We start from the raw sequence: 20621 nt of genomic DNA, 5'->3' as shown, positions 1-20621 counted from the left end.
TAGGATGGATGCATGCGTTTGCATGAATACTAACCGAGTAACTGGAGATATTGGATGTTGAAAGCAAAAACAGCGCTCGTCACCGGATCGACGAGCGGCATCGGGCTGGGGATCGCAAAGGCACTGGCGCGCCAGGGTGCCAACATCATCTTGAATGGCTTCGGGGATTCCGAAGGTCCACTCAAGGAGGTACAAGACATCATCAGCAGCACAGGCTCGGGCGCCCGGGTCGGCTACCACGGCGCAGACATGGGCAAGGCCGCCGACATCGAAGCCATGTTTGACTATGCCACGCAAACCTTTGGACAGGTCGACATCCTCGTCAACAATGCCGGCATCCAGCATGTGGCAAATGTGCAGGATTTCCCGGTCGAGCGCTGGGACGCCATCATCGCCATCAACCTGACCAGTGCCTTCCATACCAGCCGGCTCGCGCTGCCGCCCATGCAAAAGGCGGGCTGGGGCCGCATCATCAATATTGCTTCGGTCCATGGTCTCGTCGGCTCGGCCGGCAAGTCGGCTTACGTCGCGGCCAAGCATGGCATTGTGGGCCTTACCAAGGTCACGGCGCTGGAGAACGCTGCCAGCGGCATTACCTGCAACGCGATCTGCCCCGGCTGGGTGCTCACCCCGCTGGTGCAAAAGCAGGTCGATGCCAAGGCAGCGCAAATGGGCGTCAGCAATGAAGAAGCCAAAAAGCTGCTGCTGGGCGAGAAAGAGCCATCGATGCAGTTCACCACGCCGGAGGAGCTGGGCGAATTGGCCGTATTTTTCTGCTCGCCCGCTGCCAACAATGTGCGCGGCGTGGCCTGGAACATGGACGGCGGCTGGGTCGCGCAATAGCGCGCATGCGAGGGCTTCTTCGGCCCCTCAGCAGCAAGGCGCCACGGCGCCTTTTTTAACGACTCACAATCCATGCATCAAACGCATAACTATGAAACATCTATGAAAGATAAATCCACAGGCCCTGCAAAAGAGGCAAATTCATCGAAAAATGCAGGAAAAAGTCGATTTTCGGCGTAAGCACTCCGCTCCCTCAGTGCATATGTAACGCAAATTTTGTAACTTTGGGTCAAAAAAAGCGCCAACTTGCGCATTTTTCGCAAAACCCGGTCAAAATGTAAAAGTTACATATCAACCGGAGGACTCCACCCATGGTTACCGCAACCAATCGCGTCGACAAAATCCTGGTCGTGGATGATGACGCACGCATCCGCGATCTGCTGCGCCGCTACCTGTCGCATGAAGGCTTTGAAGTCATGATTGCCGAGGATGGCAAAGGCCTGCAGCGCATCTTGCTGCGTGAGACGGTGGATCTGATCGTGCTCGATTTGATGATGCCCGGTGAAGACGGTCTGTCCATCTGCCGCCGCCTGCGCGCCAGCAACGACCGCACGCCCATCATCATGCTGACCGCCAAGGGTGAGGACGTGGACCGCATCGTGGGTCTGGAAGTCGGCGCGGATGACTACATTGGCAAGCCATTCAACCCGCGCGAATTGCTGGCCCGCATCCACGCCGTGCTGCGCCGTCGCCCGCCACAAGAAGCGCCTGGTGCCCCATCGGGCGAGAACGAAGTTGTCAATTTCGGCCCCTTCACTTTCGATATGAGCACCCGCGTGCTGACCAAGGATGGCGAAGAGCTGCCCCTGACCACCGGCGAATTCGCGATGCTCAAGACTCTGGTGCGCCACCCGCGCCAGCCGCTGTCGCGCGAAAAACTGGCACTGCTGGCCCGTGGCCGTGAGTTCGAGCCCTTTGACCGCAGCCTGGACGTGCAGGTATCGCGTCTGCGCAAGCTGGTCGAGGTAGACCCCGCCGCACCGCGCTATATCCAGACCGTCTGGGGTGTGGGCTATGTGTTCGTACCCGATGGTGCTAACTGATTCTCAGCCCCCACAACCCCTGCAACCGCCCCAGCCTGGCTGAGGGCGGTTTTTTATATCTACACCTGAGGCACACAATGGTGTCCAATAGGCGATGTGGTGAGAACCTATGAAGGTTCTGGGCCGCATACTGAACCGACTCTTCTACCTGTTTACCTGCACACGGACCATGGCCTCCACTCCCGCTAACGACGCCGACCAATCCGGCCTGGCCCCCTTGGAGGGCAGTGCTGCCGCAGCCGCGCACAGCAACAAGCGCACCCGCGTCGGCCTCAATCTTTTTTGGCGTACCTTCTTTTTGCTCGCCATCCTGCTCACTGGCAGCATCCTCGCCTGGGTGCAAACCTTGCGCTCGCTGGAGACCGAGCCACGCGCCATCCAGACCGCCCAGCAGATCGCCTCTCTGGTCAACCTCAGCCGTGCCGCCTTGCTGCACTCGGATGCGATCGCCCGCGTGTCGCTGGTCAAGACCATGGCCGACCAGGAAGGGGTGCGCATTGTCCCGCGCGAACCCAAGGACGTCTACGAATCCATCGACAACTCCACCCCGCTGGGCGCACGCCTGACCCAGGAAGTCACCAAGCGGCTGGGTTCCAGCACCATCGTGGCCAGCAGCGTCAATGGAGAAGAAGGTCTGTGGGTCGGCTTCACCATTGATGGAGACCAGAATTGGTTTCTGATCGAGCCCTCACGCTTCAACCCGGCTGGCGGCAAAACCTGGCTGGTCTGGGTGCTGACCGCAGCCGCGCTGTCGCTGGCGGGTGCGGCAGTGATTGCCGGTCTCATCAACCGGCCGCTCAAGCAGCTGTCGAGCGCCACCAACCGGCTGCGCGAAGGTGATTTTGCGGCGCAACTGGATGAGGATGCCGTCACCAGCGAAATCCGTGAGGTGAACATCGGCTTCAACCGCATGAGCGAGCGCCTGTCCAAACTGGAACAAGACCGTGCCGTCATGCTCGCAGGCATCTCGCATGACCTGCGCACCCCTTTGGCCCGGCTGCGGCTGGAGACCGAAATGAGCGTGTTCGACCAGGTGGCGCGTGAGCACATGGTGGCCGACATCGTGCAGCTCGACGCCACCATCGACAAGTTCCTTGATTACGCCCGCCCCGACCACGCCGCCAAGCTTGCGCCGGTGAATGTCTACGGCGTTGTATCGTCCTGCGTCTATGCGGTGCAAGACCACCAGGAGCTGCAGGTACACATGAAGGTGCCGGAAGAACTGATGGTGAATGCCGATGAGATCGAGCTCTCGCGCGTGCTGTCCAACGTGCTGGAAAACGCCCGCCGCTATGGCAAGACGCCCGGCGCCTCGCACACCCGCGTGGACATCACGGTCAAGTTCAGCGAAAGCACCGTCACCATCCGTATGCGCGACCATGGCACCGGCGTCTCCAAGGATCAGCTCAGCAGCCTGACCAAGCCGTTCTACCGGGGCGACACCGCCCGCACGGCGGCTGCAGGCGCGGGCCTCGGCCTGTCGATTGTTGAGAAAACCGTGCAGCGCATGGGCGGCCGCTTGAGCATGGTCAATGCCTCGGACGGCAGCACCGGCCTCGTCACCAGCATCTACCTGCGCCGCGCGCCCGATCAGGCCATCGGCAAAGAGCCTAAACGCCGCCTGCTGCGCCCGCAGATCAAACGCCATTTGCCGGGCGCCCCGACCAACCTGGCAGATCTGCAATAAGGCCCTCCTGCCAGCGGCATACACGCCGCTGGCACAAAGCCCCTTCTGTGCATAGAATGCAGGCACCTCGTTGCCCTAGGAGTTGACATGCAAGCCCAGTGCCTCTGTGGTGCGGTCCATGTGACTGCCCCGACTGTCCAAGATGTCCACGTCTGCCATTGCAGCATGTGCCGGCGTTGGGGCGGAGGCCCCGCGTTTACTGTGCATGGCGGCACCGAGGTGGAGCTGACGGGCCCTGCCACCCGCTACGCCTCATCCCCCTGGGCAGAACGCGCCTTTTGCAGCCACTGCGGCACGCATCTGTTCTACCGCCTGCTGGCCACCAATGAGCATTTTTTGTCGGCCGGCCTGTTCCAGGATGAGGACGGCATGCAGCTGGCACTGCAGATCTTTATCGATGAAAAGCCAGGCCACTACGACCTGGCCAACGACACGCCCAAACTGACCGGTGCGCAGGTCATGGCGCAGTACGAAGACGCATCCACGGATGACGCCTAACTCTGGCGCAGAAGACGCGCTACCGCCTCTTCTGCCACTCAACGCTTGGCGGACGCCAGCAAACCCACAGCCTTGGTCGGACTAGGCGTTCGCCCGCACCAGCAGCACGACGGCACGCGCTTCCATCGCAGCGCCCTGGCCCACCGGGCCCATTTTCTCGGCCGTCTTGGCTTTCACATTGACCTGGGATTCATCGATGCCCAAGGTCTTGGCAATGTTGGCCCGCATGGCCGGAATATGCGGCGCCAGCTTGGGCGCCTGCGCGATGACCGTGCTATCGACGTTGTTCACCTGCCAGCCCTGGGCAGCGACCCGGCGCATGGCCTCGGCCAGCAAAACGCCCGAGTCGGCACCCTTGAAGTTAGGGTCGGTATCCGGAAAGTGCGATCCGATATCGCCCATGCCGGCGGCGCCCACCAAGGCATCGGTAATCGCATGCAGCAGCACATCGGCATCTGAATGACCCAGCAGGCCGGTGGTGTGCGGCACCAGGATGCCACCCAGAATCAAGTCACGGCCAGGCACCAACGCATGAATATCCCAACCCTCACCAATGCGCATTTGCAGCATTTCCATCCCTTATCTCGTCCAAATTAAACAGGTGCCAGCACCAGGAACCCTCTGCAAAACTCCCTGCCGTGGTCTGAACACGGGCTCGGGCGATCCGCTGCGTTGTCTTCCTTGTCAATAGCTGGCTATTGACTGCAAAAGACGCCTTGCGTCTCATCCCGATCCGCATCCATCCCGCTTGGCGAGGGTTTTGCAGAGGATCCCTAGCGTTGCGGAAACCATCAATCAAAAAACGCCGCCACCTGGCTGTCGCCACTGGCCATGCGCTGCATCAGCAAGGCTTCAGCCATCGCAAAGTCATCAGGGAAGGTGACCTTGAAGTTAAAACTGCTGCCCGGCACCAGCCGGGGCTGCAAACCCAGCGCCTCGATGGCACTGGCCTCATCGGTCACATCGTGGCAGCGCTCCAGCGCTTCGAGCAGCGCGCCGATGCGGAACATCTGCGGCGTCTGCGCCAGCCATTTGTCTACCCGTGGCAAGGTGCTGCTGACCCGGCTTTGGCCATGGGCATCAGTAGCGGCGGCCTTGAGTGTATCGGGCAATGGCAGCGCCAACAGGCCGCCCACCTCGTCGGCTGCGCATTCTTGCATCAATTGCTCAATCTGACTGGGCTTGATCAGGCAGCGGGCCGCATCATGCACCAGCACCCAGTCATGGGGCTGGGCACCCAGGCCCGAATCCCCTAGCAAACTGCGCAAACCGCCGGCCACCGTATCGGCTCGGGTGGGCCCGCCGCAAGGGCTGATGGCAAAGCCCGGCCGCTGGTACTGCTGCAAAAAGTCATCGCCAGGGCTCACCCCCACCAGCACGCCAGACAGCGGCTTGGCCGCCATAAAGGCAGCCAGCGTATGCAGCACCAGCGGCCAACCTGCCACCTCCTGGTACTGCTTGGGCAGATGGGCCGGGCGGCCTGCATCGACCGCACGCGCGCCCACACCGGCACAGGGCAAAAAGGCCCAGAACTTGGCCACTACCTCCCGCCGCGTCTCCCCCAGCGCCTGGGTTTGTGCGCCCGGGTCGGCGGGCAAGGTCGGTGCCGCCACCGTCGCCAGCGCGGGCACCTCAGGTGCGGCCCTGGGTACAGCAGGGATCAATTCGTTGCGGACGGTCTGGTTCATGGGGGTATTTTAGAATGCTGAGGTTGCACGGATCTGTCAGCCAGACCCGTGCGTTTGCTGTTTTTCTGCTCAGCTGCGCCTGTTAGGGCGTGCTTGGCTTTGATAGGCCCAGGCGCGGTAGACCGCCCCGGGCTGTAGTCCGTGCCTGGACTGATGTGGATCGTATGGAACTGCCCAAACTCACCGCCGGAAAACGTTTTCAGCTGCCCATGCCCCCCGGCAGTGCCGATGCCCTGTTGCTCGCCAGCTTGGCGACACGCGAGGCCGCTGCGCAGCGCGTCACCGCCATCATCACCGCCGATGCCGGTGACGCCCACCGCCTGCAGGACGAGCTGGCTTTTTTCGCGCCAGAGCTGCGCGTCGCCCTGTTCCCCGATTGGGAAACCCTGCCCTATGACACCTTCTCCCCGCACCAGGACCTGATCAGCGAGCGCCTGGCTGCGCTGTGGCGCATCAGCCAGCGGGAGGCCGATGTGGTGCTGATCCCGGCGACCACCGCGCTGTACCGCTTGGCGCCCCCCGCCTTTTTGGCCGGCTACACCTTTGCGTTCCAAGCCGGGCAAAAGCTCGATGAGGCGCGGCTCAAGGCCCAGCTCACCCTGGCCGGCTACAACCATGTGTCCCAGGTGGTGAGCCATGGCGAATACTCCGTGCGCGGCGGCCTGATCGATCTCTACCCCATGGGCTCACTGGTGCCCTACCGGGTCGATTTGTTCGATGACGAGATCGACTCGATCCGCACCTTTGACCCCGACACCCAGCGCAGCCTCTACCCGGTCAAGGATGTGCGCCTGCTGCCCGGGCGCGAGTTCCCGATGGACGACGAGGCCCGCGCGCGCTTTCGCAACAAGTGGCGCGAGATGCTCGAAGGCGACCCCACCAAAAGCCGCATCTACAAGGACATGGGCAATGGCGTGGCCACCGCCGGTATCGAGTACTACCTGCCGCTGTTCTTTGACGAGACCGCCACCGTATTCGACTACCTGGGCACCCAGGCCACCGTGGTGCTGCATGGCGATATCGAGCCGGCCTTCCAACGCTTTTGGCAAGACACGCGCGACCGCTACCGCCTGGTGCAGGGCGACCCGGAACGCCCGGTGCTGCCGCCCGACAGCCTGTTCCTGAGCCCAGACCAGTTCTACTCCACCGCCAAGCAGATGGCCCAGCTGTCGCTGCGCCCGCAGCTGGAAGACGTGGAGCACAGCGCCATCTTCCAAAAGCTGGACGACCTGGCGGTGGTGCGCGGCGCCGAAGACCCGCTGGCCAAGCTGCAGCAGCACATTGCGCTGCGCCAGGCCCGCACCCTGCTGCTGGCCGAAAGCGATGGCCGGCGCGAGAGCCTGCTCGACTTCTTCCGCGCCAGCGGCCTTAACCCACCGGCCTTTGATTCGCTGGCCGAGTTCCAGCAGACCAGCGACGAGCCCGTCGGCATTGCCACGGCCGCGCTGGCCAAGGGATTTCGCTGGGCCGAGCAAGGCATTGACTTTGTCACCGAGACAGAGCTGTTTGCCGCCTCTGGCGGCGCCCGCCGCAAGCGCCGCCAGGAGCAGGCCAGCGATGTCGAGGCGCTGATCAAAGACTTGTCCGAGCTGAAGGTGGGCGATCCGGTCGTCCACGCCCAGCACGGCATTGGCCGTTACCACGGCCTGATCAACATGGATGTGGGGCAGAAGAACCCCGATGGCAGCCCCTCGATGCAGGAGTTTCTGCACCTGGAATATGCCGACAAGGCCGTCCTCTATGTGCCCGTCAGCCAGCTCGCACAAATCAGCCGCTACACCGGCGTATCCGCCGAAGAAGCCCCCCTGCACAAGCTGGGCAGCGGCCAGTGGGAAAAAGCCCGCCGCAAAGCCGCCGAGCAGGTGCGCGACACCGCTGCCGAGCTGCTCAATATTTACGCCCGCCGCGCCGCCCGCGAAGGCCATGCCTTCCGCTACAGCCCGCAGGATTACGAGCAATTCGCCAACGATTTCGGCTTTGAGGAAACCGCCGACCAGCGCGCTGCCATCCATGCGGTCGTTCAGGACATGATCTCGCCCCAGCCGATGGACCGCCTGGTCTGCGGCGATGTGGGCTTTGGCAAGACCGAGGTGGCCTTGCGTGCCGCCTTTGTGGCCGTCACCGGTGGCAAACAGGTGGCCCTGCTGGCGCCCACCACCTTGCTGGCCGAGCAGCATTACCAGACCCTGGTAGACCGCTTCTCCAAATGGCCGATCAAGGTCGCGCTGGTGTCGCGCTTCCGATCCGGCAAGGAAGTCAACACCACCATCAAGGGCCTGGATGACGGCACGGTGGACATCGTCGTCGGCACCCACAAACTGCTGTCCGAAAAAACCAAGTTCAAAAACCTGGGCCTGCTGATCATTGATGAAGAGCACCGCTTTGGCGTGCGCCACAAGGAGGCGATGAAGGCCATGCGCGCCGAGGTCGATGTGCTGACATTGACGGCCACCCCCATCCCGCGCACCATGGGCATGGCGCTGGATGGTCTGCGCGATCTGTCGGTGATCGCCACCGCGCCGCAGCGCCGCCTGGCGATCAAAACCTTTGTGCGCAGCGAAGGCACCGGTGTCATCCGCGAAGCTGTGCTGCGCGAGCTCAAGCGTGGCGGCCAGTGCTACTTTCTGCACAACGAGGTCGAGACCATCGAGAACCGCCGCCAAAAGCTCGAAGAGATCCTGCCCGAGGCCCGCATTGCCGTGGCCCACGGCCAAATGCCCGAGCGTGAACTGGAACGCGTGATGCGCGACTTTGTGGCCCAGCGCTACAACATCCTGCTGTGCTCGACCATCATCGAGACCGGTATCGATGTGCCCAGCGCCAACACCATCATCATCAGCCGCGCCGACAAGTTTGGCCTGGCGCAACTGCACCAGCTGCGCGGCCGCGTGGGCCGCAGCTACCACCAGGCCTATGCGTACCTGATGGTGCCGGATCTGGACGGCCTCACCAAGCAGGCCGCGCAGCGCCTGGAAGCCATCCAGCAGATGGAAGAGCTGGGCAGCGGTTTTTACCTGGCCATGCATGACCTGGAGATCCGGGGCGCTGGCGAGGTGCTGGGCGACAACCAGAGCGGCAACATGATGGAGATCGGCTACCAGCTCTACAACGAGATGCTGTCCGAGGCGGTGCGCAGCCTGAAGGAAGGCAAGGAGCCCGACCTGCTCAGCCCCCTGTCTGCCGCCACCGATATCAACCTGCACGCCCCCGCGCTGCTGCCCAACGACTACTGCGGCGATGTACACCTGCGCCTGTCGTTCTACAAAAAGCTGGCGACTGCCAAGAACAGCGACCAGATCGACAACCTGCTCGAAGAGATCGTGGACCGCTTTGGCAAGCTGCCGCCCCAGGCCCAAACCTTGGTCGATGTCCACCGCCTGCGCGTGCTCTGCGAGCCCTTTGGTGTGCAAAAGGTTGATGCCGCACCCGGTGTGATCAATATCACCTTCCACCCCAACCCGCCGATCGAGCCGATGACCATCATCAATCTGATTCAGAAGAACAAGGCCATCAAGCTGGCTGGCAATGACAAGCTGCGCATTGAGCGCGCTCTGCCCGAGGTCAAGGACCGCGTGCAGATGGTGCGCGATGTGGTGCGCAGCCTGGGCAAGCCGGTGGTGGCCGAGGCGGCCACGGCCTGAGCCGGCCCTTATGCTCGCCTTGGCCCGTTTATCATTCCTCTACCCTCACCCCTTCTAAAGCTCCCATGAGTGCCTCCACCGAATTCGCCCCTGGCCTGACCCTCCAGAACCTGGCCACGCCGCAAAAGCTGTCCGACTACAAGCTGATCGCGTTCGACATGGACTCGACCCTGATCACCATCGAGTGCATCGACGAGATCGCCGACGTCACCGGCAAGAAGGCCGAGGTCGCGGCGATCACCGAGGCGGCGATGCGCGGCGAAATCACCGACTACAAGGACAGCCTGCGCCAGCGCATGGCCTTGCTCCAAGGCGTGCCGATGGCCTCGATCGAGCGCGTGCTGCAAGAGCGCCTGACCCTGACCCCGGGCGCCAAAACCCTGGTGGATGCGGCGCATGCCGCCGGCCTCAAGGTGCTGCTGGTCTCGGGCGGCTTCACCTACTTTGCCGACCATGTCAAAAGCCTGCTGGGCATCGACTTTGTGCGCGCCAACCAGTTCGAGGTGAAGGACGGCCAGCTGACCGGCGGCCTGATCGACCAAAGCTGGGGCGACATCTGCGACGGCGAAGAAAAGCGCAGCACCGTGCTGGGCCTGGCCTCGCTAATGGGCATCGAGCCGGAGCAGGTGATTGCCGTGGGCGATGGCAGCAACGACCTGCCGATGATGCGTGCGGTGGGCCTGTCGGTCGCCTTCCATGCCAAGCCCCGCGTACGTGCCGAGGCCAAGGTGGCGATCAACACCGGTGGGCTGGACCGCCTGCTGGAAGTGCTGGGCTGATCGCCCCTTACGACCAGGTCGGGCAACAACGGGAGCTACGGGCTCCCGTTTTCCGTTCTGTCCCATCGGTTGGGTATGGCGCTCTAAAACCCCAACAGCCAACCCCAGCTTAGGCAGCGGGCCCTGCCCGCACAACGCAAGCGCCCTACACTCGGTCCCTTGCATGTAACACCAAGTGAAGCGCTATGAACACCCGCTCCTGGCTGGAAAAGCTGGTCGCATTCGACACCACCAGCCGCAACTCCAACCTCGCCCTTATCGAATCCGTGCGTGACGCACTGGCCCAGCAAGGTCTGAAGGTCGAGCTGATCCACTCCCCCGAAGGCGACAAGGCCAACCTGTTCGCCACCCTCCCCGCCGATGACGGCAGCACCCAAGGGGGCATCGTCCTGTCGGGCCACACCGATGTGGTGCCGGTCGACGGCCAGAACTGGGACAGCAACCCCTTCCAGCTGACCGAAAAAGAAGGCCGTCTGTACGGCCGTGGCAGCGCGGACATGAAGGGCTTTATCGCCGCGTCGATCGCGCTGGTGCCCGAGTTCATCGCGATGCCGCGCAAAAAGCCGATCCACCTGGCCCTGTCCTATGACGAGGAAGTGGGCTGCGCTGGCGCCCCGGTGATGCTGCGCGCCTTGAAGGCACGCGGCCAGCAGGCCGATGGCTGCGTGGTGGGCGAGCCCACCAGCATGCAGGTGGTGGTCGCGCACAAGGGCATTAATCTGTACCGCTGCAAGGTGCATGGCAAGGCAGCGCATTCGTCGCTGACCCCCAAGGGCTGCAATGCCATTGAATACGCCGCACGGCTGATCTGCCATATCCGCGATGTGGCCGACCAATTCAAGGCCAACGGCCCCTACGACGAGTTCTACGATGTGCCGTTCTCGACGATGACGACCAACCAGATCTCGGGCGGTATTGCGGTCAACACCATCCCTGAGCTGTGTGAGTTCAACTACGAGTTCCGCAACCTGCCCGGCATGACGGCCGACAGCATCCAGGCCAAGGTGCAAAGCTATGTGACCGGCGAGCTGCTGCCACGCATGCGCCGCGAGTTTGCCGATGCCCGCATCGACATCGAAACCGGCCCTGCCGCCCCCGCGCTGGAAGCCAGCGAGCAAGCCGCCATCACCGCGCTGGTGCGGGCGCTGACCGCCGACCAGGCCACGCGCAAGGTGGCCTATGGCACCGAAGCCGGCCTGTTCCAGAACCTGGGTATCCCCACCGTGGTCTGCGGTCCCGGCAATATCGAACAGGCCCACAAGCCCAATGAGTTTGTTGAGATCAGCCAGCTCGACGCCTGCGAGCGCTTTCTGCGCAAGCTGGGCCAGTCGCTCTGATCTAAAATACGAGCTGCGGCCGCAAGGCTTGCCACCGAGCCCACCCTGCCCCAGGGTGGGCTTTTTATCTTCTGCCAGAAACCGGCGCTAGCGAGCGCCGCCGCAGCCTTCACGTACCATTGCGCCCATGAGCACCCAATACGAAGCCCTCAAAGCCCCCGAGCTGTACCTCAGCGCCTTCCAGGTAGAGCCACCCGCAGAGATGGGCGAGCGCAAGATGACGCCGCGCCGGCCCGGCTTCTTTATCACCACCAGCCTGACGGGCTCCACCGATGCCGAGAATTCGGCACGCAAGGCCGCCTTGGCCGAGCAAGCGGCTGCACAGGCGGCACAGGATGGCCCAGCCGACGAGCCAGCGCCCACCCCTGCCGCAGCGCCCGCACCCCACGACACCCCGCGCCTCTTGGTGCCCGCGCAATGGGGCCTCGTGCCGCACTGGGTCAAGTCGGCCTCCGACGGCCAACTGCGCGCCACCAAGCTGGTGAATGTGAAATCCGACAATGCATCGACCAGCACCGCCTTTCGCGATGCCTGGTTGAACAACCAGCGCTGCATCGTGCCGATGATGGCGTTCGTTACCGACGACTACCGCAACGGCAAGGCCAAGCCCACCCGCATTGCCCGGGTCGATGGCCTGCCGATGGGCGTCGCGGGTGTCTGGTCCCGCTGGACCGACGAGGACGGCACAGAGCTGCTGAGCTACGCGATCATCACCGTCAACGCCAATGCCCATGCATTGATGAACCGCTACCAACAGCCCGGCAATGAGAAATCCATGCCCGCCATCCTGAACGAAGGCGCCTATGACGCCTGGCTGCGCTCATCGGCCTACAAGGCCAAGGAATTTTTGCGCGCCTACCCCGCGCAAAAGCTGCTGGCCAACCCGGTCGAGAAGGGCCGCAAGAACCCACTGGGCATCTGATTGCCGCTGCCCGCCGCGCTAGCCACGCGGATGGTGCTGGCTGTGCAGCACCTTGAGCCGCTCGCGCGCCACATGGGTGTAGATGGTGGTGGTGGAGATATCGGCATGGCCCAGCAGCAGCTGCACCACGCGCAGGTCGGCACCATGGTTGAGCAAATGCGTAGCAAAGGCGTGGCGCAAGGTGTGGGGGGACAGCGGCGCGGTAATACCGGCGCGCTGCGCATATTTCTTCACGATCATCCAGAAGGCGACCCGCGTCATGCCGCTGCCGCGCTGGGTCACAAACAGGTCCGCGCTTTGCCGCCCGGCCAGAATGGCGGGTCGGCTGTCGGCTAGGTACTGCTCCAGCCACTGCTGGGCCACCTGGCCAAAGGGCACCAGCCGCTCCTTGCTGCCTTTGCCGACCACGCGCACGATGCCGTCGCTCAGGCTGAGCTGCACGCTTTGCAGCTCCACCAATTCAGACACGCGCAGGCCGCTGGCATACATCAGCTCCAGCATCGCGCGGTCGCGCAGGCCCAGGGGGTTGCCGGGGTCAGGCGCCTCCAGCAGCGCATCCACCATAGCGGAGGTCATCGTCTTGGGCACCCGCAGCGGCTGGCGCGCCGCCAGCATGCGCAAGGTGGGATCGGCGCTGATCAGCGACTCGCGCAGCGCCCAATGGAAAAAGCGCCGCAGCACCGTCAGGCGCCGGTTGGCCGTGCTGGCCTTGTCGCCCATGCGGGTCGCAAAAAACGCCTGTAGCTGGGCCTCATCGCTGCGCTCCAGCGCCTGGCCCGGGTGCTCTTGGGTCAGCCACTGGCCATACAGCGCCAGGTCGCGCCGGTAGGCCGCCAAGGTGTTGCGCGCCAGGCCGTCTTCCAGCCATACCGCATCAATAAAGCGGTCAATCACCGGGTGCGCCGCAGCGGCGGGGCTGGGGGCTGCAGATCGGGCGGATTCAGAGCGGGGAGAGCGTGGCATGCCCGGCATCATGGCATGAAAAAAGCCGCCGGCTTGCGCGGGCGGCTGCGGTGGCTGGATCGGCCAGGATCAGTCGAGCTTCAGGTTCTGCTTCTTCACAACGTCCTTGTAGACGTCAAATTCGGCCTTGATCTGCTCGGCGAATTGCTCAGGCGTGTTGCCCACCACCAGCGAGCCGGTGTCTTCGATGCGCTTCTTCACCGCAGGATCGGCCAGCACCTTCTTGGTGGCGGCATTGATGCGGTCCACCACTTCCTTGGGCGTGCCCTTGGGCGCGAGGATGCCGTAGAAAGCCATGCGGTTCACGGGCTCCAGGCCCACTTCCTTGAAAGTCGGCACATTAGGCAGCACGGCCAGGCGTTCAGGCGCAGCCACCACGATAGGCACCAGGCGGTTGTCCTTGACGAAAGGCAGGGTCGAGGGCAGGTTGTCCAGAATCATGTTGACCTGGCCAGCCACCGTGTCGTTCAGCGCAGGGCCGGCACCACGGTAGGCGATGTGGGTCATCTCGATGCCGGTCAGGCTCTTGTACAGCTCCATCAGCATGTGCTGAATGCCGCCGGTACCGGACGACGAGTAGGCGTACTTGTTGGGGTTCTTCTTGAGTTCAGCCTCGAACTCCTTGTAGTCCTTGGCCGGGAACTTCGGGTTCACCGCAATGATGTTGGGCGTGGCCGCCACATTGATGATGGGGGTGAAGTCCTTGATCGGATCGTAGGAGATCTTGGGGTTGATCGCCGGGTTGGTGGCCACCGTGGAGACGGTAGCAATGCCCAGCGTGTAGCCGTCGGCCGCAGCGCGCACGGTTTCGACCGCACCGATGGTGCCGCCAGCGCCACCCTTGTTGTCCACCACCACGGGCTGGCCCAGCTCCCTGCCCAGCGGGTCAGCGATCACGCGCGCAATGATATCGGTGGTGCCGCCAGCTGCAAAAGGAACGATCAGGCGAATGGGCTTGTTAGGGTATTTTGTATCGGCCAGAGCGCCAGTGCTCAAGGTGGCTGCGGCAGCAGCGATCAAGGTCAGGCCCACGAGAGAGCGACGTTGCATGATGAATCTCCTCATTTGAAATAGTGCGGCCGTGGTACGCGTGCCGGTGGATGACCCGCATGGTGCACGGCGACGTAATGCTTTTTCAGCACAGCGCGTTTATACCGGATTAATACGTCCGCAACCGTGCTGCAACCGCACAAAAAGCGCGTGATTTCCCTAGGGACAGCACGCGCTTTGAGGCACAACAAGCCGCGCTTATTGGTTAATCCAGCTGGATACCCTGCTTATCTACCACAGCCTTATAGGCTGCGTATTCGTCCTTCATCTGCTGGGCAAACACCTCCGGCGTGGTGCCCAGAATGTCGGAGCCGGTCTCTGCAATGCGCTTTTGCACATTCGGGTCTTCCAGTGCCTTTTTGGTGGCCGCGTTGACCTTGTCCACAATCTCCTTGGGCAGGTTCTTGGGGCCGACGATGCCGTAATAGGCACTGCGGTTGACGACCGGCACGCCCACCTCGGTAAAGGTGGGAATCGATTCCAGACCCGCCACCCGCTTGGGGGCTGCTACCACGATGGCGCGCAGGCGCTTGTCGCGGATAAAGGGGTAGGCCGAGGGCAGGTTGTCAAAAATCATATTGACCTGGCCGGCGACCGTGTCGTTCAAAGCCGGGCCGCCGCCCCGGTAGGGGATGTGCACCACATTCACGCCCGTTTCGGACTTGAGCATTTCCATCAGCAGATGGGCAATGCTGCCGGTGCCCGGCGTGGCGTACGAGTACTTGCCGGGGTTCTTCTTCAACTCGGCAATGAACTCCTGGTAATTGGTGGCCGGAAAGCTCGGGTGCACGGCAATCACATTGGGCGTGGCCGCCACATTGATGATGGGCGTGAAATCGCGCTGCACGTTGTAGGGCATCTTGGGGTTGACCGCCGGATTGGTGGCTGTGGTCGACACCGTCGCAATGCTCAGGGTGTAGCCATCGGGCTGCGCACGTGCCGCTTCGGCCGCGCCCACCGTGCCGCCGCCACCGCTCTTGTTGTCCACCACCACCGGCTGGCCCAGCGCTTTGGACAGCGGCTCCGAGATCACCCGGGCCACGATATCAGTGGTGCCACCTGCGGCAAAGGGCACGATCAGGCGTATGGGCTTGTTGGGATAGGGGTCAGCGGCCAGGGCAGCGCTGCTGCCCAGCGCCAGTGCCATGGCCAGGCACAGTCGGCGGTTCATCATGGTGGAAGTCTCCTCGGGATCTGGGGTTGCCGGCTGGGGCCAGCTTGGACGTAGCCACCATGCTAGCGGTGTTGCCCGCCTGTTCTGCCGCAAAGCGCGCGGCCGATGGCCCGTGTTTTCCCGCATCGAGTCGGCAGATAGCGCGATTGGCAACTGCTTTGGCAGGGCTTGCACCCTGCAACATGCTTACTGCCGCGACAGCGATTGAGCCATGGCGCGGGCCCTTCCGCTATGCTTGCGCCCGTGAACTACGCCCAACTGCTTTTCCCCGACTTCTCGCTGATCCTGATTGGCTACCTGGTCTGCCGCTACACGGCGCTGAACCGGGCCATCTGGCAGCCGGTGGAAAGCCTGGTGTACTACTTCCTCTTTCCCACCTTGCTGTTCTATTCGATCATCCGCAGCCCGATTGACTGGCAAGGCACCTCCAACCTGATGCTGGCCGGCGTGGCCACCGGCCTGGTCGCCATTGCGCTGACCTACACGTTGCCGCGCTGGCCCTGGCTGGGCAAAAGGGTGGACGCCCGCGACGCCGCCGCCAGCGCACAGATCGCGTTTCGCTTCAACTCCTTTATCGGCCTGGCGCTGGCCGACCGGCTGGCCGGCCCCCAAGGCCTGCAGCTGATCTCGGTGCTGATTGGGGTCTGCGTGCCCATGTTCAATATCGCGGCGGTCTACCCGATGGCCAAGGGCTCGCAGAATGGCTTTATGCGTGAGCTGCTGCGCAACCCGCTGATCGTCGCCACCCTCACCGCCCTGGTCTGCAACCTGCTCGGCCTGCGCCTGCCTGCCATCGTCGAGCCCACCGTGGCCCGCATCGGCCAGGCCTCCATCGTGCTGGGCCTCATGTCAGCCGGCGCTGGCATGCAACTGGGGCTGCTCGCGCGCGGCAAGCTGCTCAGCGGCTCTGTGCTGGCGATTCGCCACTTTGTGACCCCTTTGATTGCCCTGTGCATGGCGCACTGGCTGGCGCTGTCGGCCCAGCAGGCCGCCATTCTGTTGATCTTCTCTGCCCTGCCCACCGCATCGACCTGCTATGTGCTGGCCGCCCGCATGGGCTACAACGGCGCCTATGTGGCCGGGCTGGTGACCTTGTCCACCATCTGCGGCGTCGCCAGCCTGCCCTTTGCGCTCAGCCTGCTGGGCTGGTGGCCAATATAAAAGCGCGCCAAGGCCATCGGTTAAGCTCGGCGGCTATGCAGAAAACCTGTGACTCCGCCCGCCGCCATAGCCTTCAGCGCCTGGCCCTTCTCCCCTTCCTGGGCCTGGCGACCGCCGGGCTTGCCGCCTGCAGCAAAAAGTCGCCACTGGCTACCGCCCTGCCCGCCGGTGCTACGGTACTGGCACTGGGCGATTCGCTAACCCAAGGCGTGGGCGCCAGCGCCGACCAGTCCTACCCGCAGCTGCTGGCCGAGCAAACTGGCTGGAAGGTGGTCAACGCCGGTATCTCCGGCCAAACCAGCAGCCAGATTGCGCAGCGCCTGCCGCAGCTGTTGGAGACCCACCATCCAGCGCTGGTGATTGTTTGCGCCGGCGGCAACGACTGGCTGCGCCGCCAGAGCCCGCAAGCGGCCCAGGCACAGATCGCCAGCATGCTGCAGCAGTGCAAGGCGCAGCACATTCCGGTCTTGCTGGTGGCAGTGCCCGAGTTCAACATGGCCGCCGCGCTGACGGGCCGCGTGCAGGACCACCCGATTTACGAGGCGCTGGCCAAAGAAGAGCAAGTGCCCCTGCTTGCCAAAGCCTGGAGCGAGGTGCTGGCCAACGATGCCATGCGCGCCGACCAGGTACATGCCAATGCCGCAGGCTATGCGCGCTTTACCGAACTGTTGGTGGCGCAGCTCAAGGACTTGGGCTTTCTCAGCGCCTGAGCACGCAGCGCAGCGCGATCAGGATGGGCGCTGGCCCAGCCCCCAGGCCACATGCTCGCGCACGACGGCGCTGTCGTGGCCGGCGCGGCTGTGCAGTGCCTGGGCATAGCGCGTATCGCCGGTCTGGCGCCAGGCATTGCCCAGGGCAATGGCAATATTGCGCAGCCAGCGCTCATGGCCGATGCGGCGTATGGGGCTGCCTTCGGTGATGCGCAAAAAAGTCGCCTCATCCCAGGCAAACAAATGGGGCAGCTGCTGGTCCATCAGCGCGCCCCGGGCATCAAAATCGGGCAAGCTCGCGCGCTGGGCAAACTTGTTCCAGGGGCAGGCCAGTTGGCAGTCATCGCAACCGTAAATGCGGTTGCCCATGGGTGCGCGGAACTCCTCCGGTATGGCGCCATCCAGCTCAATCGTCAGGTAGGAGATACAGCGCCGCGCATCCACCGACTGCGGCGCAATGATGGCAGCGGTCGGGCAGATATCGATACAGGCCGTGCACTGGCCGCAATGCGCGGTCACCGGCGCGGTGGCGGGCAAGGCGATGTTGACGAAGATCTCGCCGAGAAAAAACATCGAGCCGGCATCGCGGCTCAGCACCAGTGTGTGCTTGCCCCGCCAGCCCTGGCCGCTGCGGCTGGCCAGCTCGGCCTCCAGCACCGGGGCCGAGTCGGTGAACGCGCGGTGCGCCAGGTTGTGTTCACTGAGCGCTGCATCAATGCGTTCGGCCAGTTTTTGCAACCGGTTGCGCAGTACCTTGTGGTAATCGCGCCCCCGGGCATAGACGCTCACCAGGCCCTCGCCGGGCCGCGCATGGCGCTCCCATTCCAGCCGCTGCCAGTCGGGCGGGGTGTTTTGCGGCAGATAATCCATGCGTGCTGTAATCACGCTCAAGGTGCCGGGCACCAGCTCGGCCGGCCGGGCGCGCTTGAGGCCATGGGCCTGCATGTACTGCATCTCGCCATGGAAACCTTTTTCCAGCCACTGCATCAACCCAGCTTCCGCCGTCGACAAATCCACGCCTGCCACGCCGATTTGGGAAAATCCCAGCTCCAGCGCCCAGTCGTTGATCTGTTGAATGAAAGTGGGATCAGCGGCGTCCATGTGCTGCCATTGTAAAAAACCTGAGGGCCTGCGCGGCCCGGGAACGCCATTTTGAACGCTACTGCCAGCCCTGCTTACCCCTCGCTCCATGTTGTCTGGAAAGATGAGCGCGATACGGAAGCTTTCGCCTCACGCCTGGCCGCGCAGGCAGCGCTGTCGAATGTTTACCTAACTTTGCATGGTGATCTGGGCGCCGGCAAAACCACCTTCGTGCGCCATCTGCTGCGTGCCTTGGGTGTGCAGGGGCGCATCAAGAGCCCCACCTATGCAGTGGTCGAACCGCATGAGGGCCGCGACTTCCCCGTCTGGCACTTTGACTTCTACCGATTCGACGATCCGCGCGAATGGGAAGACGCCGGCTTTCGGGATATTTTTGCCAGCCCCGGCCTGAAAGTGGCAGAATGGCCGCAGAAGGCTGCAGCGGTAACACCTATTGCCGATGTAGCTATCAGTATTGAAGCAATCAACGAATCAGAACGCCAGGTACACCTGCAGGCCTACACCCCGGCAGGTGCCTCCATCGTCCAAGGGTTTTCAGCGTGAGCGACACCCCGAAATATCTCCCCGCCTCTGCCCCTTTCACCCCTGCTGACGGCGTGCCCGCCAGCCACCCCGGACTGTCGCGCCGCGATGTGCTGCGGGGTGGCAGCCTGGTGCTGCTGTTGGGCAGCAGCCATCTGGCCTTTGGCGCCAGCATCGTTGCCGTGCGGCTCTGGCCCTCCAAGGACTACACGCGGGTCACGATCGAATCCGACACGCCCCTGAAGACCGAGCAACGCTTTGTGCCCGAGCCGCCGCGACTAGCGGTAGACATTGAAGGCATCGACCTCAACCCCGCGCTGCGTGAGCTGGTGGCTAAGGTCCGCTCGGATGACCCCAATATCGCCGGCATCCGCGTGGGCCAGAACTCGCCCAATGTCGTGCGCCTGGTCATCGACCTCAAGCAAGAGGCCAAGCCCCAGGTCTTCACCCTGAAGCCGGTCGCCCCCTACCAGCACCGCTTGGTGCTCGACCTCTACCCCGCCCGGCCCAACGATCCGCTGGAGAGCCTGATCAGCGAGCGCATGATGGAGAACAGCCACAGCGCCGTGGCTGCGGCACCGGCGCCCACTCCCACGCCAGCGCCCAACAGCAGCCTGCCGCCTTCGGTAGCTGCCGCGATTGCCGGCGACCCGCCCGCCCCTGCTGCGCTGGGCACCGTGGTCACCGCTGCAGCGCCATCGGCCGCAGCCGTCGCACAAGCGGCAGATCCGCTGGCCGAGCTGATCGCCAAGAGCGGCAACCGCCCTGCGGCCCCAGCACCCATACCGGTAGCGCCGCCACCTACCGTGGTAGCAGTGGCCCCCCCTCCGCCGCCGCCCGCAGCACCGCCTCCGAGCCCGCCGCCCCCTCGCGGCCGCCCAGCCGCGCGCACCGATCGGCTGATCATCGTGGCGCTCGACCCCGGCCATGGCGGTGAAGACCCCGGCGCCACCGGCCCGAGCGGCACCCGCGAGAAAGACATTGTGCTCAAAGTCGGCCATATGCTGCGCGAGCGCATCAACAACAGCAGCGTCGGCGGCAACCCGATGCGCGCGTTCATGACGCGCGATGCCGACTTCTTTGTGCCCCTCAACACCCGGGTTGAGAAGGCCCGCCGCGTGCAGGCCGATATGGTCGGCGGCCTGAACGTGGCTGGCGTTGGCAGCAGCGATGCCCATGTGCAGCGCGCGTTGCTGGACATGAGCACCACCGCGCAGATCAATGACAGTCTCAAGCTCGGCACCCATGTGCTGGGCCAGCTGGGACAGTTTGCGCGCCTGCACAAGCCCCGCGTGGAGCAGGCCGGTTTTGCGGTGCTCAAGGCGCCGGATATCCCCAGCGTGCTGATCGAGACCGCTTTTATCAGCAACCCCGAGGAAGAGGCCAAGCTGCGCAGCACTGCCTACCAAAACCAGCTGGCTGATGCCATCATGCGCGGCATCCAGGCGTACTTCGCCAAGAACCCTCCGCTGGCGCGCAACCGCTCGGTCTAAGCTGCACCA

Annotated in this window: 18 protein-coding genes; 12 read left to right on the top strand and 6 right to left on the bottom strand. The window is 63.6% G+C overall.

All coding sequences use genetic code 11. From position 1 onward, the window contains the following. The first annotated feature begins 54 nt into the window (after positions 1–54). The 4 genes from HS961_RS09625 (at position 55) to HS961_RS09610 (ending at position 4071) form a co-directional block, all read left to right on the top strand. On the top strand, positions 55–843 hold the full coding sequence (locus HS961_RS09625; RefSeq protein ID WP_182327478.1) for a 3-hydroxybutyrate dehydrogenase: 789 nt from the start codon (positions 55–57) through the stop codon (positions 841–843). 311 nt (positions 844–1154) lie between these two features. Beyond that, positions 1155–1886, top strand: coding sequence for a two-component system response regulator OmpR (gene ompR, locus HS961_RS09620; protein WP_021027409.1), 732 nt, complete (start codon positions 1155–1157; stop codon positions 1884–1886). Positions 1887–2055: 169 nt separating this feature from the next. Further along, positions 2056–3573: a sensor histidine kinase gene (locus HS961_RS09615; RefSeq protein ID WP_182327477.1), complete on the top strand. Its 1518-nt coding sequence runs from the start codon at positions 2056–2058 to the stop codon at positions 3571–3573. An 87-nt stretch (positions 3574–3660) separates the two neighbouring features. Further along, on the top strand, positions 3661–4071 hold the full coding sequence (locus HS961_RS09610; protein WP_182327476.1) for a GFA family protein: 411 nt from the start codon (positions 3661–3663) through the stop codon (positions 4069–4071). Positions 4072–4152: 81 nt separating this feature from the next. On the opposite strand, the gene ispF is transcribed toward HS961_RS09610, so the two are convergent. Together ispF and HS961_RS09600 are read right to left on the bottom strand one after the other, a co-directional pair. Then, a complete protein-coding gene (ispF, locus tag HS961_RS09605) occupies positions 4153–4647 on the bottom strand; it encodes a 2-C-methyl-D-erythritol 2,4-cyclodiphosphate synthase (RefSeq protein WP_238347855.1) in 495 nt (164 codons plus the stop codon). A gap of 215 nt (positions 4648–4862) precedes the next feature. Continuing rightward, the gene (locus HS961_RS09600; RefSeq protein ID WP_182327475.1) at positions 4863–5759 is read right to left on the bottom strand and encodes an IspD/TarI family cytidylyltransferase; all 897 of its coding nucleotides are present in this window, start codon (positions 5757–5759) and stop codon (positions 4863–4865) included. Positions 5760–5923: 164 nt separating this feature from the next. Here HS961_RS09600 and mfd point away from each other — a divergent pair, with 164 nt between their 5' ends. From mfd to HS961_RS09580, 4 genes are all read left to right on the top strand, one after another. After that, positions 5924–9400, top strand: coding sequence for a transcription-repair coupling factor (gene mfd / locus HS961_RS09595; protein WP_182327474.1), 3477 nt, complete (start codon positions 5924–5926; stop codon positions 9398–9400). A gap of 65 nt (positions 9401–9465) precedes the next feature. Further along, a complete protein-coding gene (gene serB / locus HS961_RS09590; protein ID WP_182327473.1) occupies positions 9466–10179 on the top strand; it encodes a phosphoserine phosphatase SerB in 714 nt (237 codons plus the stop codon). 185 nt (positions 10180–10364) lie between these two features. Then, the gene (gene argE, locus HS961_RS09585; RefSeq protein ID WP_182327472.1) at positions 10365–11516 is read left to right on the top strand and encodes an acetylornithine deacetylase; all 1152 of its coding nucleotides are present in this window, start codon (positions 10365–10367) and stop codon (positions 11514–11516) included. A 127-nt stretch (positions 11517–11643) separates the two neighbouring features. Then, positions 11644–12438 (top strand): SOS response-associated peptidase, encoded by a 795-nt coding sequence (locus HS961_RS09580; RefSeq protein WP_182327471.1) that lies wholly within the window; start codon positions 11644–11646, stop codon positions 12436–12438. 18 nt (positions 12439–12456) lie between these two features. On the opposite strand, the gene xerD is transcribed toward HS961_RS09580, so the two are convergent. From xerD to HS961_RS09565, 3 genes are all read right to left on the bottom strand, one after another. Then, positions 12457–13410, bottom strand: a complete 954-nt coding sequence (gene xerD / locus HS961_RS09575) for a site-specific tyrosine recombinase XerD (RefSeq protein ID WP_182327470.1) — start codon at positions 13408–13410, stop codon at positions 12457–12459. A 60-nt stretch (positions 13411–13470) separates the two neighbouring features. Then, positions 13471–14451: a tripartite tricarboxylate transporter substrate binding protein BugE gene (locus tag HS961_RS09570; RefSeq protein WP_182327469.1), complete on the bottom strand. Its 981-nt coding sequence runs from the start codon at positions 14449–14451 to the stop codon at positions 13471–13473. Positions 14452–14656: 205 nt separating this feature from the next. Further along, on the bottom strand, positions 14657–15622 hold the full coding sequence (locus HS961_RS09565; protein ID WP_182328201.1) for a tripartite tricarboxylate transporter substrate binding protein BugE: 966 nt from the start codon (positions 15620–15622) through the stop codon (positions 14657–14659). A gap of 234 nt (positions 15623–15856) precedes the next feature. Here HS961_RS09565 and HS961_RS09560 point away from each other — a divergent pair, with 234 nt between their 5' ends. Both HS961_RS09560 and HS961_RS09555 read left to right on the top strand, forming a co-directional pair. Continuing rightward, positions 15857–16786, top strand: a complete 930-nt coding sequence (locus tag HS961_RS09560) for an AEC family transporter (protein ID WP_182327468.1) — start codon at positions 15857–15859, stop codon at positions 16784–16786. Between the two features lie 35 nt (positions 16787–16821). Beyond that, positions 16822–17496, top strand: coding sequence for a GDSL-type esterase/lipase family protein (locus HS961_RS09555; protein WP_182327467.1), 675 nt, complete (start codon positions 16822–16824; stop codon positions 17494–17496). An 18-nt stretch (positions 17497–17514) separates the two neighbouring features. Here HS961_RS09555 and queG read toward each other — a convergent pair whose 3' ends face one another. Next, complete coding sequence (gene queG, locus HS961_RS09550) at positions 17515–18597, bottom strand: tRNA epoxyqueuosine(34) reductase QueG (protein WP_412101644.1); 1083 nt, start codon at positions 18595–18597, stop codon at positions 17515–17517. A 51-nt stretch (positions 18598–18648) separates the two neighbouring features. On the opposite strand from queG, the gene tsaE reads away from it, so the two are divergent. Further along, positions 18649–19140, top strand: a complete 492-nt coding sequence (gene tsaE / locus HS961_RS09545) for a tRNA (adenosine(37)-N6)-threonylcarbamoyltransferase complex ATPase subunit type 1 TsaE (protein WP_412101643.1) — start codon at positions 18649–18651, stop codon at positions 19138–19140. Between the two features lie 53 nt (positions 19141–19193). Next, on the top strand, positions 19194–20612 hold the full coding sequence (locus HS961_RS09540) for an N-acetylmuramoyl-L-alanine amidase (RefSeq protein WP_182328198.1): 1419 nt from the start codon (positions 19194–19196) through the stop codon (positions 20610–20612). Positions 20613–20621: the final 9 nt, after the last annotated feature.

Source organism: Comamonas piscis, from assembly GCF_014109725.1.
GTDB lineage: Bacteria > Pseudomonadota > Gammaproteobacteria > Burkholderiales > Burkholderiaceae_C > Comamonas > Comamonas piscis.
The sequence above is the reverse complement of the archived record's forward strand: the minus strand, read 5'-3'. Positions and strand labels throughout refer to the sequence as shown.

Bases quoted from the DNA above. Each gene is read 5' to 3' on its own strand.
- HS961_RS09625 (WP_182327478.1), top strand. From the start codon at position 55: ATGTTGAAAGCAAAAACAGCGCTCGTCACCGGATCGACGAGCGGCATC.
- HS961_RS09600 (WP_182327475.1), bottom strand. From the start codon at position 5,759: ATGAACCAGACCGTCCGCAACGAATTGATCCCTGCTGTACCCAGGGCC.
- HS961_RS09560 (WP_182327468.1), top strand. From the start codon at position 15,857: ATGCTTGCGCCCGTGAACTACGCCCAACTGCTTTTCCCCGACTTCTCG.
- serB (WP_182327473.1), top strand. From the start codon at position 9,466: ATGAGTGCCTCCACCGAATTCGCCCCTGGCCTGACCCTCCAGAACCTG.
- HS961_RS09615 (WP_182327477.1), top strand. From the start codon at position 2,056: ATGGCCTCCACTCCCGCTAACGACGCCGACCAATCCGGCCTGGCCCCC.
- HS961_RS09570 (WP_182327469.1), bottom strand. From the start codon at position 14,451: ATGCAACGTCGCTCTCTCGTGGGCCTGACCTTGATCGCTGCTGCCGCA.
- mfd (WP_182327474.1), top strand. From the start codon at position 5,924: ATGGAACTGCCCAAACTCACCGCCGGAAAACGTTTTCAGCTGCCCATG.
- argE (WP_182327472.1), top strand. From the start codon at position 10,365: ATGAACACCCGCTCCTGGCTGGAAAAGCTGGTCGCATTCGACACCACC.
- HS961_RS09610 (WP_182327476.1), top strand. From the start codon at position 3,661: ATGCAAGCCCAGTGCCTCTGTGGTGCGGTCCATGTGACTGCCCCGACT.
- HS961_RS09580 (WP_182327471.1), top strand. From the start codon at position 11,644: ATGAGCACCCAATACGAAGCCCTCAAAGCCCCCGAGCTGTACCTCAGC.
- HS961_RS09555 (WP_182327467.1), top strand. From the start codon at position 16,822: ATGCAGAAAACCTGTGACTCCGCCCGCCGCCATAGCCTTCAGCGCCTG.
- ispF (WP_238347855.1), bottom strand. From the start codon at position 4,647: ATGGAAATGCTGCAAATGCGCATTGGTGAGGGTTGGGATATTCATGCG.
- queG (WP_412101644.1), bottom strand. From the start codon at position 18,597: ATGGACGCCGCTGATCCCACTTTCATTCAACAGATCAACGACTGGGCG.
- xerD (WP_182327470.1), bottom strand. From the start codon at position 13,410: ATGCCGGGCATGCCACGCTCTCCCCGCTCTGAATCCGCCCGATCTGCA.
- HS961_RS09565 (WP_182328201.1), bottom strand. From the start codon at position 15,622: ATGAACCGCCGACTGTGCCTGGCCATGGCACTGGCGCTGGGCAGCAGC.
- ompR (WP_021027409.1), top strand. From the start codon at position 1,155: ATGGTTACCGCAACCAATCGCGTCGACAAAATCCTGGTCGTGGATGAT.